The sequence below is a fragment of the Mycobacterium sp. E3298 genome (assembly GCF_001666895.1).
Lineage (GTDB): Bacteria > Actinomycetota > Actinomycetes > Mycobacteriales > Mycobacteriaceae > Mycobacterium.
This window is the reverse complement of sequence record NZ_LZJB01000567.1, coordinates 1-15,820: the sequence shown is the minus strand read 5'-3', so window position 1 is coordinate 15,820 and position 15,820 is coordinate 1. Positions and strand designations below refer to the sequence as shown.

The following is a 15,820-nucleotide window of genomic DNA, read 5'->3' as shown; positions in this document are numbered from 1 at the left end:
TCCGCGCCGGCGAGCAGTTGCCGGCGATGCTGGCCGGGGCCCAGCTGGGTGTCACCGCCGCGTCGCTGCTGCTGGGGCGGATCGGCGAGTCGGCGGTCTCCAGCCTGCTGCGCTCGGCGCTGGGGCTGACCAGCATCCCGCCGCCGCTGCTGCACACGTTGTCGTTCGCGATCGCGTTGGCGATCGTCGTGACGCTGCACGTGCTGCTGGGCGAGATGGTGCCGAAGAACATCGCGCTGGCCGGTCCCGAGCGCACGGCGATGTTGCTGGTGCCGGCCTACCTGGCCTACGTGCGAGCCGTCCGGCCGTTGATCACGTTCTACAACAAATGCGCCAGCGTGGTGGTTCGCGCGCTGGGGGTCGAGCCCAAGGAAGAGCTCGAGCTGACGGTGTCCCCCGTCGAGCTGAGCGAGATGATCGCCGAATCGGAATCGCAGGGCCTGCTGGATCCGGAGGAGCACACCCGGCTGACCCGCGCCCTGCAGATCGGCACCCGGGTGGTCGGCGACGTTGCGGTCCCCCTCGGTGATGTGCACGCCGTGCCGGTGGCCGCACCGGGTTCCGGCCCGACGGTCGGTGCCGTCGAGCGGGCCCTGGCCGAGACCGGCTACTCGCGGTTCCCCGTGGCGAACGTCACCGGTGATTTCATCGGCTACCTGCACATCAAGGACATGCTGACGCTCGGTGACGACCCGGGGACCGTGATCGACCTGGCGATGGTGCGGCCCCTTCCGCGCCTGCCCAAGTCGCTGCCGCTGGCCGACGCGTTGTCGCGGATGCGCCGCAGCAACAGCCACCTGGCGCTGGTGACCGGCGCGGGCGGCGAGGTGGTCGCGATGGTGGCCATGGAAGACCTGGTCGAGGACCTCGTCGGCACCATGCGTGATGCGTAGGGGCACTGGGTCGCCGAGGAGGGCTGCGGCGAGCCCGTATGATTTCCATCGGCTGCCAGTCAAGAAAGTGCTGGAGGGCGCAGGATCTCAGGCGCGTCGACGCGTTGCTGTAAATCGATCCCCTGGCTCGCCGCAGCGGCATGGTTTGGAGCTGTCAGCGCGGCTTGACCTGGTGTGGCGGGTCGGGCGGATACGCTCACCAGGCTGCTGCTCGGTAGGCTGAAGGCATTGCCGCTCCGAGCCAATGCGGCTTGGTGAGGCTTCATTACGGAGGAGAAACATGACTGATCGCGTGTCGGCGGGGAACCTGCGCGTCGCCCGAGTGCTCTACGACTTCGTGAACAACGAGGCCCTGCCCGGCACCGACATCGACCCGGACAGCTTCTGGGCGGGAGTCGACAAAGTCGTCACCGACCTGACCCCCAAGAACCAGGATCTGCTGCGCCGGCGCGACGAGCTGCAGGCCCAGATCGACAAGTGGCACCGGCAACGCGTGATCGAGCCTTTCGATGTCGAGGCCTACCGGCAGTTCATCACCGAAATCGGTTACCTGCTGCCCGAACCCGAGGATTTCACGATCACCACCTCGGGTGTCGACGACGAGATCACCACGACCGCGGGCCCGCAGCTGGTGGTGCCCGTGCTCAACGCCCGCTTCGCGCTGAACGCCGCGAACGCGCGCTGGGGCTCGCTGTACGACGCCCTCTACGGCACCGACGTCATCGGAGAGGACGACGGTGCGGAGAAGGGCACCAGCTACAACAAGGTCCGCGGCGACAAGGTCATCGCCTACGCCCGCAACTTTCTCGACCAAGCGGTGCCGCTGGAGTCCGGCTCCTGGGCCGACGCGACCGCACTCTCGGTCGAAGACGGCCGGCTCAAGGTCGCGACCGGCGACGGGTCCGTCGGCCTGGCCAGCCCGGAGAAGTTCGCCGGCTACACGGGCGAGCTCGGCTCCCCCGACTGGTCGGTGCTACTGGTCAATCACGGCCTGCACATCGAGATCCTGATCGACCCGGAATCGCCGATCGGCAAGACCGACCGCGCCGGCATCAAGGACGTGGTGCTGGAATCGGCCGTCACCACGATCATGGACTTCGAGGACTCGGTTGCCGCCGTCGACGCCGACGACAAGGTGCTCGGCTACCGCAACTGGCTGGGGCTGAACAAGGGCGACCTGTCCGAGGAGGTCGCCAAGGACGGCAAGACCTTCACCCGTGTGCTCAACCGGGACCGCACCTACACCACGCCCGACGGTGAGGGTCAGCTGACCCTGCCCGGCCGCAGCCTGCTGTTCGTCCGCAACGTGGGTCACCTGATGACCAACGACGCGATCGTGGATGCCGATGGTAACGAGGTTTTCGAGGGCATCATGGACGCGCTGTTCACCGGCCTGACGGCGATCCACGGGCTCAAGACCGGCGACGCGAACGGCCCGCTGGCCAACAGCCGCACCGGATCGATCTACATCGTCAAGCCCAAGATGCACGGGCCCGACGAGGTCGCCTTCACCTGCGAGCTGTTCAGCCGCGTCGAGGACGTGCTGGGCCTGCCGCAGGCCACGCTGAAGGTCGGCATCATGGACGAGGAACGGCGCACCACCGTCAACCTCAAGGCCTGCATCAAGGCCGCGGCCGACCGGGTCGTGTTCATCAACACCGGTTTCCTGGACCGCACCGGCGACGAGATCCACACGTCGATGGAGGCCGGCCCGATGATCCGCAAGGGCGCGATGAAGAGCACCGCGTGGATCAAGGCCTACGAGGACGCCAACGTCGACATCGGGCTCGCCGCCGGCTTCAAGGGCAAGGCGCAGATCGGCAAGGGCATGTGGGCGATGACCGAGCTGATGGCCGACATGGTCGAGCAGAAGATCGGCCAACCCAAGGCGGGCGCGACCACCGCGTGGGTGCCCTCCCCGACGGCGGCCACGCTGCACGCGATGCACTACCACTACGTCGACGTGGGCGCCGTGCAGGAGGAGCTGGCGGGCAAGAAGCGCACCAACATCGAAGAATTGCTGACCATCCCGCTGGCCAAGGAACTGGCCTGGGCTCCCGAGGAGATTCGCGAGGAGGTCGACAACAACTGCCAGTCGATCCTCGGCTACGTGGTGCGCTGGGTCGCCCAGGGCGTCGGCTGCTCGAAGGTGCCCGACATTCACGACGTCGCCCTGATGGAAGACCGTGCGACGCTGCGGATTTCGAGCCAGCTGCTGGCCAACTGGCTGCGCCACGGTGTCATCACCGAGGAGGACGTGCGCGCCAGCCTGGAGCGGATGGCGCCGCTGGTCGATGAGCAGAACGCCAAGGACGCGGCCTACCAGCCGATGGCGCCCGACTTCGACGACAGTCTGGCGTTCCTGGCCGCCCAGGACCTGATCCTGACGGGAACCCAGCAGCCCAATGGCTACACCGAACCGATCCTGCACCGCCGTCGGCGCGAGGCCAAGGCCCGCGCGGCGCAATCAAATTGAGCCGGTGCCTTAATCGGCCTCGGCACCCATTGATGCCGCTGGTGACTAAGATCAGCGGCGGGTTGACAACAAGTCGGATCTATCGACGGAAAGGCGACGGACACCGTTATGGGTAGGCACAGTTTGCCCGACCCTGAGGACTCCGTCGACCAACCGTACGAAAGCGGCGAGGCGGAGGACCGTCACCGGGACGCCGTCGGAGAGGCCTACTCCGACGCGGGCCACTACCCGGCCGACGACTATTCGGACGCGGACGACTTCTCGGACGAGGACGAGCCCTACGGCGCCGGGGACTTCGCGGGTGACGCGGCCGACGAGTACCCGGAGTTCCCGCCGCGGCAGCCGGGCCCGCCCGCCTCGGAGCCGCCGGCCGCGTCGCCGTCGCTGTTCCGCGGCGGGCACCGGGGACTCGGTGACTGGCGGGGCGGCCACCGCAGCGAGGGCGGGCGCCGGGGAGTCAGCATCGGCGTCATCGTGGCCCTCGTCGCGGTCGTCGTCGTGGTGGGCACCGTGATCCTGTGGAGCTTCTTCGGCGACGCCTTGTCCAACCGCTCGCACCAGGCCGCCGGGCGCTGCGTCGGCGGCAAGGAAACGGTCGCCGTCATCGCCGACCCGTCGATCGCCGACTCCGTACAGCAGTTCGCGCAGAGCTACAACTCCTCGGCCGGCCCGATCGGGGACCACTGCGTGGAAGTCAGCGTCAAGCCCGCGGGCTCGGACGCGGTCCTGAACGGCTTCATCGGCAAGTGGCCCGCCGACCTCGGCGCGCAGCCGGCATTGTGGGTCCCCGGCAGCTCGATCTCGGCCGCGCGGCTCGCCGGGGCCACGGCGCAGAAGACGATCACCGACAGCCGTTCGCTGGTGACGTCGCCGGTGGTGCTCGCCGTCCGGCCCGAACTCGCGTCGGCCCTGGCCAACCAGAACTGGGCGGCGCTGCCCGGGCTGCAGACCAATCCGAACGGATTGGCCGGCGTGAACCTGCCGGCCTGGGGGTCGCTGCGACTGGCCGTGCCGATGAACGGCAACGGTGACGCGGCGTTCCTCGCCGGGGAGGCGATAGCGGCCGCGTCGGCCCCTCCCGGCGCGCCGGCGACCCAGGGCACCGGCGCGGTGCGCGCGGTGCTGAACGGACAGCCCAAGCTGGCGGACAATTCGCTGACCGAGGCGATGAACGCCCTGCTGAAGCCCGGCGACGCGGCGGCCGCGCCGGTGCATGCGGTCATCACCACCGAGCAGCAGCTGTTCCAGCGCGGCCAGTCGTCGCCAAACGCCAAGGGCGCGTTGGCCTCCTGGCTGCCGTCGGGCCCGGTGCCCGTCGCCGACTACCCCACCGTCCTGCTGAGCGGCTCGTGGCTGACCCAGGACCAGTCCGCCGCCGCCAGCGAGTTCGCCCGCTACATGCACAAGCCCGAGCAACTCGCCAAGCTGGCCAAGGCCGGCTTCCGGGTCAACGGCGTCACGCCGCCGAGCAGCCCGGTCACCACGTTTCCGGCGCTGCCCGCCGCGCTGTCGGTGGGGGACGACGCGATGCGAACGACGCTTGCCGAGGCGATGGCCACCCCGTCGAGCGGGCTGGCCGCGACCATCATGCTCGACCAGTCGATGCCCGGCCAGGAGGGCGGGAAGACCCGGCTGGCGAACGTGATCGCCGCACTTCAGGACAAGATCAAGGCGCTGCCGCCCACGTCGGTGGTGGGCCTGTGGACGTTCGACGGTCACGAGGGCCGCTCCGAGGTCCCCGGCGGGCCGCTGGGCGACCCGGTCAACGGCCAGCCGCGCTCGGCGGCGCTGACGGCCGCGCTGGACAAGCAATACTCGTCGGCCGGTGGTGCGGTGTCGTTCACCACTTTGCGCATGATCTACCAGGAGCTGCAGACCAACTACCACGTCGGCCAGACCAACTCGATACTGGTCATCACCGCGGGCCCGCACACCGACCAGACCCTGGACGGGCCCGGGTTGCAGGACTTCATCCGCAAGAGCGCCGACCCGGCCAAACCGATCGCGGTGAACGTCATCGACTTCGGCGGTGACCCGGACCGCGCGACGTGGGAGGCGGTCGCCCAGCTCAGCGGTGGCGGCTACCAGAACCTCGCCTCGTCGTCGTCCCCCGACCTCGCCGCGGCACTCAACGCCTTCCTGAGCTGAGGCCGGATCAGGCTCGCGTACGGGGCGGGCACGGCTACGTTGCGGCGGGGTCTTCCCCGTCTGCAACGCAAGTTGCCGCTAGGCTTTGAGGTTGATTCCACGGCCGACGCGACGGGAAGGCTTTCGGTCGAGCGCCTTCCACGGGAATCCGGAGGGTGCCCCGATGTACGCGCGTCCGTGACGACGACCGGGGCGGCGTCGCGAAAGGATGATCCACGACAGCAATGACGAAACTGATTACTGGACAAGCACTTCCAAACGTGGTGGTCACCGGGATCGCCATGACCACCGCACTGGCCACCGACGCGGAGACCACCTGGAAGTTGCTCCTCGACTGCCAGAGCGGAATCCGCGAGCTCGATGACCCGTTCGTGGAGGAGTTCGACCTGCCGGTCCGCATCGGCGGGCACCTGCTGGAGGAATTCGACAGCGAGCTCAACCCCGCTGAGCTGCGCAGAACCGGCTACTTGGCGAGGATGTCCGCCATCGTCAACCGGCGGGCTTGGGACCATGCCGGCTCCCCCGACGTCGACCCGAACCGCCTGCTGGTGTCGATCGGCACCGGTTTCGGTTCCGGCGAGGAACTGGTGTTCAGCCTGGACAACCTGCGGGCGCGCGGCGTGAAGGCGGTCTCGCCGCTCGCCGTCAGCAAGTACATGCCCGACGCGGCCGCCCAGGCGGTCGGTCTGGAACGGCACGCCAGGGCGGGTGTGATGACGCCGGTGTCGGCGTGCGCGTCGGGCTCGGAAGCCATCGCGCGGGCCTGGCAGGCGATGGTGTTCGGCGAGGCCGACGTCGCGATCTGCGGCGGCGTCGAGACCAGGATCGAGGCGGTGCCCATCGCGGCCTTCGCGAACATGCGGATCGTGATGTCGACGAACAACGCGGATCCGGCCGGTGCGTGTCGCCCGTTCGACAAGGACCGCGACGGTTTCGTGTTCGGCGAGGCGGGCGCGCTGATGGTGCTCGAGACCGAGGAGCACGCCAAGGCGCGCGGGGCGCGCATCCTGGCCCGGCTGATGGGGGCCGGGGTGACGTCCGACGGCTACCACATGGTGGCGCCCGACCCGAGCGGGAGCCGGGCCGGCCAGGCGATGACCCGCGCCATCCAGCTCGCGGGTCTCACGCCCGACGACATCGACCACGTCAACGCCCACGCCACCGGGACGCAGATCGGTGACCTGGCCGAGGCCAAGGCCATCAACAACGCGTTGGGCAACAACAGGCCCGCGGTGTACGCGCCGAAGTCCGCGCTGGGGCATTCCGTCGGCGCGGTGGGCGCGGTGGAGTCGATCCTGACCGTGCTGGCGTTGCGCGATCAGATCGTTCCGCCGACGCTGAATCTGCAAAACCTGGACCCGGAAATCGATTTGGACGTGGTGTCGGGCAATCCACGGCGCGGCAATTTCCGATACGCCATCAACAATTCGTTCGGGTTCGGCGGGCACAACGTCGCCCTCGCCTTCGGCCGGTACTGACGTCCGCTGCGGCCCGGCTGATGTCGCACTCGGGGCCTAGCATCATGGGCGCGAGCGAAGGAGCGCCATGAGCATCGATTTCACGCCCGACCCACGGCTCTACCCGTTCCAGTCGTGCTGGTTCGACAGCTCGCGGGGCCGGCTGCACTACATCGACGAGGGCTCAGGGCCCCCGCTTGTGTTGTGGCATGGCAACCCAACCTGGAGCTTCCTGTATCGCAACATCGTCATCGCGCTGCGGGACCGGTTCCGCTGCATCGCACCGGATTACCTGGGGTTCGGGCTATCGGATCGGCCCGCGGCGTTCGGATACACCATCGAGGAGCACGCCCGGGTGCTCGGCGAGTTCGTCGACCACCTGGAGTTGGAGGGCTACCTGACGATGGGCCAGGACTGGGGCGGCCCGATCAGCATGGCGGTCGCGGTGGAGCGGGCCGAGCGGGTGCGCGGCGTCATCCTGGGCAACACCTGGTTCTGGCCCACCGACGTGTTCACGACCAAGGTGTTCAGCCGGGTGATGTCCAGCCCGCCGCTGCAGTACGCGATCCTGCGCCGCAACTTCTTCGTCGAGCGACTCGTTCCCGCCGGCACCCGGCATCGCCCGAGCGAGGCGGTGATGGAGCACTACCGCGCCGTGCAGCCCAGCCCCGACGCGCGCAGGGGCGTCGCCGAGATGCCCAGGCAGATCCTGGCCGCCGAACCCCTGCTGGCGCGCCTCGCCCGCGACGTGCCCGCGAAGCTCGGCGCCAAACCCGCCCTGTTCGTCTGGGGCATGAAGGACTTCGCCTTCCGGCCCGGCCCGACCCTGCCCCGGATGCGGGCGACCTTCCCCGACCACGTCCTGGTCGAACTGCCCGACGCCAAGCACTTCATCCAGGAGGACGCGCCCGATCAGATCGCCGCGGCGACCGTCGAGCGTTTCGGCTGACCGGGCGGACTTACGCGAAGGCCTCCACCGGGGGGCACGAGCAGACCAGGTTGCGGTCGCCGTAGGCGCCGTCGATGCGCCGCACCGGCGGCCACACCTTCGGCCGGAAGTTCTTGCCCAGCGGATAGGCGGCCTCTTCCCGCGTGTACGGGTGCTCCCAATCGGAGACCAGCAGGCATTCCGCCGTGTGCGGCGCGCCGCGCAGCGGATTGTCCTCCACCGGCCACTCCCCCGCGCCCACCCGGTCGATCTCGCGGCGGATGGCGATCATGGCCTCGCAGAAGGCGTCGACCTCGGTCAGGGTCTCGCTCTCGGTGGGCTCCACCATCAGTGTGCCGGCCACCGGGAAGCTCATCGTCGGCGCGTGAAAGCCGTAGTCCGCCAAGCGCTTTGCGACATCGTCGACGGTCACGCCGGTCGACTTGGTGATGCCCCGCAGGTCCAGGATGCATTCGTGGGCGACCATCCCGTTCTCCCCGGTGTAGAGCACCGGGAAGTACTCGTCGAGTCGCCGGGCGATGTAGTTGGCCGAGGCGATCGCCGTCAGCGACGCGGCCCGCAGGCCGTCGCCGCCCATCATCCTGATGTAGGCCCAGCTGATCGGCAGGATCGAGGCGGACCCGTAGGGCGCCGACGACACCGGATGCCCCTGGGGCAACTCGGGAGCGTGCGGATGTCCCGGCAGGAAAGTGGCCAGATGCGAGCGCACCGCGACGGGCCCCACCCCCGGCCCCCCGCCCCCGTGCGGGATGCAGAACGTCTTGTGCAGGTTCAGGTGGCTCACGTCGCCGCCGAACTTCCCGGGCCGGGCCAGGCCGACCAGCGCGTTGAGGTTCGCCCCGTCCACGTAGACCTGGCCCCCGGCGTCGTGGACGGCCGCGCAGATCTCGGCGATGTCGTGCTCGTAGACGCCGTGGGTGGACGGATAGGTGATCATCAGCGTCGACAACTCGTCGCCGTGCTGGTTGACCTTGGCGCGCAAATCGTCGAGGTCGACGTCGCCGTTGTCGTGGCAGGCGACCACGACCACCCGCATGCCGGCGAGCGCCGCCGACGCCGCGTTGGTGCCGTGCGCGCTGGACGGGATCAGGCAGATGTTGCGGTGCGGTTCGCCGCGGCTGGCGTGATAGTCGTGGATGGCCAGCAGGCCGGCGTACTCGCCCTGCGAGCCGGCGTTGGGCTGCAGGGACACCGCGTCGTAACCGGTGATGTGCACCAGCCAGGTCTGAAGGTCACTGATCAGCAGACGCAGTCCCGGGGTGTCCGAGGCCGGCGCGAACGGATGCTGGCGGGCGAATTCCGGCCAGGTGATCGGCTCCATCTCGGCGGCGGCGTTGAGCTTCATCGTGCACGAGCCGAGCGGAATCATGCTGCGGTCCAAGGCGATATCTTTATCCGCCAGCGTGCGCAGATAGCGCATCATCGCCGTCTCGGTGCGGTACTGCGTGAACGCGGGGTGGGTGAGGAACTGCGAGGTGCGGGTCGCGATATCACTGCCGAGTGGCTCGGCGGCCGGCACGCCGAAGGCTTTCAGCACCGCGGCCACGTGGGCCTCCGTGGTGGCTTCGTCGCAGGCCACCGACACGTGATCGGCGTCAACGCGCCACAGGTTGACGCCCTTCGCCTTCGCCGCGGACACCACCTCGTCGGCGCGTCCGGGAACCCGCGCCAGCACGGTGTCGAAGAAGGTGTCGTGCACCAGCGCGTCGCCGAGCGCCGCGGCGATGGCCCCGGCGTGGCCGTGCACGCGGCGGGCGATCGCGGTCAGCCCGTCGGCGCCGTGGTAGCTGGCGTACATCGCGGCCATCACGGCGAGCAGCACCTGTGCGGTGCAGATGTTGCTGGTCGCCTTGTCGCGGCGGATGTGCTGCTCGCGGGTCTGCAACGCCAGCCGGTAGGCCGGTGACCCGTCGGCGTCCAGCGAGACGCCCACCAGCCGACCCGGCAGCTGGCGGGCGTGCTTGGCGTGCACCGACAGGTATCCGGCGTGGGGGCCGCCGAATCCCATTGGCACGCCGAACCGTTGGGTCGTTCCGAACGCGACGTCGGCGCCGATGTCGCCCGGCGGGGTGATCAGCGTGCACGCCAGCAGGTCGGCGCCGATCGCGATCAGCGCGCCACGGTCGTGGGCCTGCTCCACCAGGGCCGCCCAGTCGGTGATCCGGCCGCTCGCGCCGGGCAGCTGGGTGATCACGCCGAAGAAGTCACCGTCGGGAAGGCCATCGCTCAGGTCGGCGGTGACGATCTCGATGCCCAACGGCGCAGCCCGCGTGGCCAAGACGGCCGCCGTCTGGGCGAACAGATCGGCGTCGACGGCCAGCCGGTTCGAGCTACCGCGGGTCGCGCGGTGCATCAGAGTCATGGCCTCGGCGGCGGCGGTGCCCTCGTCGAGCATCGACGCGTTGGCGACTTCCAGCCCGGTCAAATCGGCCACCATCGTCTGGAAATTCAGGAGCGCCTCCAGCCGGCCCTGGCTGATCTCCGGCTGGTACGGGGTGTAGGCGGTGTACCAGGCCGGGTTCTCCAGCACGTTGCGCAGCAGCACCGGCGGGGTGAGCGTGTCGTAGTAGCCCTGCCCGATCATCGAGACGGCCACCGTGTTGGCCTCCGCGAGCGCCCGCAGCTCGGCCATCGCCTCGGCCTCGGTGACGGCCGGCGGCAACTCATCCAGACCCGGTGCCGCGCCGCCGCCGGTGAGCTTGTCGAGGATGCCCGCGGGGACGGCCTTGGCGGCCAGTTCGTTCAGCGAATCGACACCGATGACGGACAGCATCGTCGCGACGGCTTGGCCATCCGGGCCGATGTGCCGGGCTGCGAAGGTTGATTGGTCGGGCACTGGCGAACTCCTGGCTGTGGCATCGACAAAGGCAGAGGACAAGCGGCCCTCTCCCTCTGTCTTCACCCGTTCGCCGGGCGCCTGAGAGATTCGGCGCGAGATGCTGCCTCGCGCCTTTCCCCATCGGCGGGTGCCGACCGCCGGGGCCGGCACCGCTTTCCAGAGGCATCGTTAACCCGCGCGGTCCGGGTGCCTGAGAGGTTAGCGGAGAGGTGTTGCTCCTTCGGCGTCCGTGACTGGCCGTCACGAAACTCTCCCGCACGAGTGCGATGCGTCGTCCAGTTTACCCGGCCCGGGTCAATTCGCCGCGAGCGTGCGTGTCTGTACCGCGACACGCCGCAAAGCGTGTACGGCAGCGCACGTTCGCGCACAGGGGCGGCGCGGGCGCGGTTAACCGATCTTGCGGTCGCGGTGCTTGCGGCGCGAGGCCAGCTCGTCTTCCGGGGCGGCGATCGACTCGCCCCCGTCGGCGCGCTCCCCGGGGAAGTCGGCGATGACGCCGGTCAGCTCCCGCATGGCGCCCGACACGGCGATGCCGAACACGCCCTGCCCACCCTGCAGGAGGTCGACGACCTCTTCGGCCGACGTGCACTCGTAAACCGTGGTGCCGTCGGAGAACAACGTGATGTTGGCCAGGTCCTGGACGCCGCGCTGACGCAGGTGATCGACGGCAACCCTGATGTTGTGCAGCGAGATTCCGGTGTCGAGAAGCCGCTTGACGATCTTGAGCACCAGGATGTCTTTGAACGAGTAGAGCCGCTGGCTGCCGGAGCCCGCCGCGCTGCGGATCGACGGCACCACCAGCGAAGTGCGCGCCCAGTAGTCCAACTGCCGGTAGGTGATTCCGGCGATCTGGCAGGCGCTGGGGCCGCGGTAGCCGACGAGCTCGTCCGGCACGGAGTCGTCGGGAAACAGTCCGGGCTGCACGGGCGCTTCCGGCGCGGCGGTCGCGTGGTCAGCTAGGTCCAGCTGTTCTTGGCGTGGCTGCTCGCTCACGGTGCTTCCTCTCGCCGATCGCGCTTTCGTTTCCAGCTGCGTACTGGCTGCGTCGCAGCCACGTTTGCTCAGGCCCGAGTGCTAGAGAGCTTACGCTGTTCGATAGCTACCGCGCCCTTAAGTCGTGATCAAAGTATGGCTGCCGCCGGGCAAAGTGAGGGCGCTATCCGCCAGGCGTGTCGACATCCCGGGGGCAAGTGAGACGGATCCGTGATGTCGGTGTCCAGGGTAGTACCCGCCGACGGGGTTCGCGAAGCCGCTGGAAGGGGCCGGAATGGCGTTACGTGGCCTTGAAATCGTCGGGCGAGACGCTGTCGAGAAACTCCTTGAACTTCTCCACCTCGTCCTCGCGGACGGCAGTGCCGCCCTCTTCGTCGGTCTCGTCGGGGATGAGCAGACCGGCCTGGGCCAGCACGGCCTCCTCGACGTAGATCGGGACGCCGACGCGCAGCGCTATCGCGACCGAATCCGAGGGCCGCGCCGACACCGTTATGTTGCGGTCGAAGACCAGGTCGGCGTAGAAGGTGCCCTCCTGAAGGTCGACGATCCGCACCTCTTTCAGCGAATGGCCAAGCGCGGCAATGACATCCCTGATCAGATCGTGCGTCAGCGGACGCGGCGGCTCGACGCCCTGCTGCTCGAGGGCGATGGCGGCAGCCTCCGATTGGCCAATCCAGATCGGCAGGTATCGGTCGCCGTCGGTTTCGCGCAGTAACAGGACCGGCTGGTTCTGCGGCTGCTCAACGCGAATGCCGACAACACGAACTTCACCCATTTGTGTCTGCCCTCCGCATATGCTGCCGTGTCGGTTCTTGGCGCAACGGCGACGCCGAATTTCCGCTGAGCCGCTGAAAACCAAGCTATCGACGAAGTCTAGTCCTCAGCGATGCAGAACGTCGCGAACGGCGGATTTGATCAGCGACGTGTGCAACGTGATGGCGAGGGCCGCCACCTCGCGCGCCAGGTCGTCGGCGCGGTCCCGCGCTCCGGTCTTGCCGGCTTTGACTATCGGCCCGGCGATTTGGGCGATCAGGTCCGACTGCCGGTCCGCCGCCGAGCGAAACGCCCGCAGGTGTCGCGGCTCGACACCGTATTCCGACAGCGCCCGCGCGCATTGCAGGATCACGACGGCGTGTTCGTCGAAGAAGCCGCCCGGGCCGGTGGTGATAACCCCCGCCTTGAGCAGCGCCGTCAACAGGTCCTCACCCACCCCCGAACGCTCCAGCAGGTCTTCCCGGCTCAACCGGATGCTCGATGGCGCGACCGCGGCGGTGTCCGATCCGGCCCCGGTGTCCGGCTCGGCGGCGGTCTCCCCGACGCCCGCCACGGACACCAGACGTGGGGCGGCGTAGGGCGAGCCGAAGGGCGGCAGCTCGCCATCGGGCTGCGCGTCCAATTGCGCCCGGATGACCTTGAGCGGCAGGTAATGATCGCGCTGCGCGGTGAGGATGAACCGCAGCCGGGCGCAGTCGTAAGCGGTGAATCTCCGATAGCCCGACGCGGCGCGCTGTGGCGTCACCAGTCCTTCGGCCTCCAAGAAGCGAATCTTGGAGATCGTGACATCGGGAAAGTCCGGCCTCAACAGTTCCAGGACCGCCCCAATCGACATCCCGGCCAGTGCCGGGCTATCGGGTGCGCTCACTAGCCTCCGGATCCTCCGTCCTCACCCTGCTTGGGCCCGGTCAAAAACACCAAGCGGAACTTGCCGATCTGCACCTCGTCGCCGTTGGCGAGCACCGCCGAGTCGACGGGCTCCCGGTTGACGTAGGTGCCATTCAGGCTACCGACATCCACCACGTTGAATTCGTTGTTTTCCAACCTGAATTCGGCGTGTCGGCGGCTGACGGTGACGTCGTCGAGGAAGATGTCGCTGTCGGGATGCCGACCGGCGGACGTGATGGGCTGATCGAGCAGGAAGCGTGACCCGGCGTTCGGTCCCCGTTTGACGACCAGCAGCGCCGAACCGGCCGGCAGGCCCTCCACCCCGGAAACCGCGCTCTCGGTGCCCGCCTGCGCGGGCGCATCGAGTTCGTTGAGGAAGTCGGCGCGGAAGACCGAAGTCGTCTCCACCGTGACTTCGTCAGAGGTCTGGTCGTTGTCCATGTCCGTCACGCGCTGCTCCTCACTGGCCGCTGTGGCGTTGTCTGACCGGGCCGCTCGGCCGGCTGCTCACTGGGTTTACTGGCCCGGCACTGCCGATTGCTAAGACTGCTGCCTTCAAGTGTCGATCTGTCGACGGTACCGCGCATAGGTCCGCAATGTGCCCCCCACCCGACGATCGGCAGACCGATTGTCCGCCTTTCCCCGCCGCCCTTGCACGCCGCTCTCGGCGCCGCGCGGGGCTGGCAGGCAGATTAGCAATCGTCATTCGGTCAGTGTTCCGCGGTAGGCCTCGGCGTCAAGCAGCGACGAGATGGACGACTCCAGGGCGGCTACGTCGGACACCTGGACATCCACGAGCCACCCGGCCCCGTAGGGGTCGGAGTTGACCAGCTGCGGACTGCCTTCCAGATCGGCGTTGACCGCGGAGACCGTGCCCGACACCGGCGCGTACAGATCCGACACCGATTTGGTCGACTCGACCTCGCCGAAGGATTCACCCGCGGTCACCTCGGTGCCGACGTCGGGCAGCTGAACGAAGACGACATCGCCCAGCGCCGACTGCGCGAAGTCGGTGATCCCGACCCGCACGACGTCGTCACCGCTTCGGCGAACCCATTCGTGTTCGGCGGTGTAGTGCAGATCGGGCGGGATATCGCTCACGAGTAATCCTGTTCTGTGCGGATGCGCTCACTTGACGGGCTGAGCGTATTGGTGCGGTTTTGGTTGTCGCAAGGTGGTCACGTCCACTCGGTCGGCCTGCCGCACGGACATCCGCGCGCCCACGCGCTTGATGCTGTCCTCGGCGCCGCCCGGAATGTTCATCGCCGCGGCCAGGGTGGGCGGATCGCCAATGGCCAGAATCGAATACGGGGGCGACAGCGTCTTGGTGTCGACGGTCAGCGACCCGGGCATGCCCACCACCCAGGTATCGACACCCACGCGCACGGACTGGTGTCCATCGTTGATCTCGATCGCCTCGGCGCCGGCGGCGCGCAGTTCGTTGATCACGTCGAGCATCACCTCCGGCGACACGCCGGGCCCGGGGTCGTCGATGGTGACCGTGACGCCTGGCCCGGTGGCGCCCACCGCACCGACCAAGATGGACAGGGCGGCCAGCTTGGCCTGCGCGGCCTGTATGGCGGCCTGGTCGTTGTTGCCCGACGCCTGCAGCGAATTCAGCGTGTTCTGCAATTCATTCACTTCGGCGTTGAGGGTGGCCTCGCGCTGCCGCAAGGAATCCAAGAGCACCAACAAGTCTGCGGGACGCGCCGTTTCCAGCGAATCACCCGACTCGTTCTGGCGGACCTGCGTGACGATGGCGATGCCCAGCAGCAGACACAACAGCACCGCCAACGTCCCGAAAGCCAGCCGGGAACGGCCGCCGCGGACCAGCCCCGACAGTCCGGTGCGGCGCACCGGGCCGATCTCCGGGCGCGGGCGCTTGGACGGCAATTCGTGCCGGCCGTGCGGCGCGCGGCCTTCCGCTTCACCCGTTTCCGCGGCGCCGCCGGGCGGTTCCTCGCTCACGCCGGCCCCACCTTGGCCATGGCGCCGCTTCCCTTCGCTTCGCTCCGCATCGTCACCGGCCGCCCGTCACGCCCCGAACAGCCGGCGGCGCAGCGCGGCGGCATTGCCGAAGATGCGGATGCCCAACACCACGATGATCGCCGTGGACAACTGCGTGCCCACGCCCAATTGGTCTCCGACATAGACGATCAGCGCGGCCACGAAAACGTTGAACACGAACGAGACCACGAAGACCTTCGGGTCGAAGATCCGTTCCAGGTAGGCGCGCAGGCCGCCGAACACGGCGTCGAGCGCCGCCACCACCGCGATCGGCAGGTACGGCTGGACCACCTCGGGCACCGCGGGGTGGAACACCAGGCCCAGCACGATGCCGATCGCCAGCGCCGCGATGCCGATCATGCGCGCTTGCCGTTCCGTGACTCGCACAGGCGAAGA

Annotated in this window: 13 protein-coding genes and 1 riboswitch; of the genes, 5 read left to right on the top strand and 8 right to left on the bottom strand. The window is 68.5% G+C overall.

Features of this window, described 5'->3' with window-relative positions:
- The 5 genes from A9X05_RS25830 to A9X05_RS25810 form a co-directional block, all read left to right on the top strand.
- The coding region (locus A9X05_RS25830; protein WP_156736999.1) for a hemolysin family protein at positions 1–893 on the top strand (893 nt) is incomplete at its 5' end.
- Between the two features lie 280 nt (positions 894–1,173).
- Positions 1,174–3,369, top strand: coding sequence for a malate synthase G (locus A9X05_RS25825; RefSeq protein ID WP_067758894.1), 2,196 nt, complete (start codon positions 1,174–1,176; stop codon positions 3,367–3,369).
- Positions 3,370–3,477: 108 nt separating this feature from the next.
- The gene (locus A9X05_RS25820; RefSeq protein WP_067758891.1) at positions 3,478–5,517 is read left to right on the top strand and encodes a substrate-binding domain-containing protein; all 2,040 of its coding nucleotides are present in this window, start codon (positions 3,478–3,480) and stop codon (positions 5,515–5,517) included.
- Positions 5,518–5,741: 224 nt separating this feature from the next.
- Positions 5,742–6,995 (top strand): 3-oxoacyl-ACP synthase KasB, encoded by a 1,254-nt coding sequence (kasB, locus tag A9X05_RS25815; protein ID WP_067784992.1) that lies wholly within the window; start codon positions 5,742–5,744, stop codon positions 6,993–6,995.
- A gap of 67 nt (positions 6,996–7,062) precedes the next feature.
- Positions 7,063–7,923 (top strand): haloalkane dehalogenase, encoded by an 861-nt coding sequence (locus A9X05_RS25810; protein ID WP_067757109.1) that lies wholly within the window; start codon positions 7,063–7,065, stop codon positions 7,921–7,923.
- Positions 7,924–7,933: 10 nt separating this feature from the next.
- Here A9X05_RS25810 and gcvP read toward each other — a convergent pair whose 3' ends face one another.
- From gcvP to A9X05_RS25770, 8 genes are all read right to left on the bottom strand, one after another.
- Positions 7,934–10,759 (bottom strand): aminomethyl-transferring glycine dehydrogenase, encoded by a 2,826-nt coding sequence (gene gcvP / locus A9X05_RS25805; RefSeq protein WP_067784989.1) that lies wholly within the window; start codon positions 10,757–10,759, stop codon positions 7,934–7,936.
- A gap of 171 nt (positions 10,760–10,930) precedes the next feature.
- Positions 10,931–11,028: riboswitch (glycine riboswitch) on the bottom strand.
- 121 nt (positions 11,029–11,149) lie between these two features.
- Positions 11,150–11,755: a MerR family transcriptional regulator gene (locus tag A9X05_RS25800; protein ID WP_067757112.1), complete on the bottom strand. Its 606-nt coding sequence runs from the start codon at positions 11,753–11,755 to the stop codon at positions 11,150–11,152.
- A 280-nt stretch (positions 11,756–12,035) separates the two neighbouring features.
- Positions 12,036–12,530 carry a bifunctional nuclease family protein gene (locus tag A9X05_RS25795; RefSeq protein ID WP_046184273.1) on the bottom strand — a complete coding sequence of 165 codons (495 nt, stop codon included), beginning with the start codon at positions 12,528–12,530 and terminating at the stop codon, positions 12,036–12,038.
- A 105-nt stretch (positions 12,531–12,635) separates the two neighbouring features.
- Positions 12,636–13,397 carry a MerR family transcriptional regulator gene (locus tag A9X05_RS25790; RefSeq protein ID WP_067757115.1) on the bottom strand — a complete coding sequence of 254 codons (762 nt, stop codon included), beginning with the start codon at positions 13,395–13,397 and terminating at the stop codon, positions 12,636–12,638.
- The gene (garA, locus tag A9X05_RS25785; RefSeq protein WP_046184271.1) at positions 13,397–13,867 is read right to left on the bottom strand and encodes a glycogen accumulation regulator GarA; all 471 of its coding nucleotides are present in this window, start codon (positions 13,865–13,867) and stop codon (positions 13,397–13,399) included. The genes A9X05_RS25790 and garA overlap by 1 nt, the downstream gene beginning before the upstream one ends.
- A gap of 252 nt (positions 13,868–14,119) precedes the next feature.
- Positions 14,120–14,518: a glycine cleavage system protein GcvH gene (gene gcvH, locus A9X05_RS25780; RefSeq protein WP_067757118.1), complete on the bottom strand. Its 399-nt coding sequence runs from the start codon at positions 14,516–14,518 to the stop codon at positions 14,120–14,122.
- 27 nt (positions 14,519–14,545) lie between these two features.
- Entirely contained in the window at positions 14,546–15,310 is a 765-nt protein-coding gene (locus A9X05_RS25775; protein WP_231968983.1) for a DUF881 domain-containing protein, read from the bottom strand.
- Between the two features lie 141 nt (positions 15,311–15,451).
- Positions 15,452–15,784: a small basic family protein gene (locus A9X05_RS25770; protein WP_064950365.1), complete on the bottom strand. Its 333-nt coding sequence runs from the start codon at positions 15,782–15,784 to the stop codon at positions 15,452–15,454.
- Between the last annotated feature and the right edge of the window lie 36 nt (positions 15,785–15,820).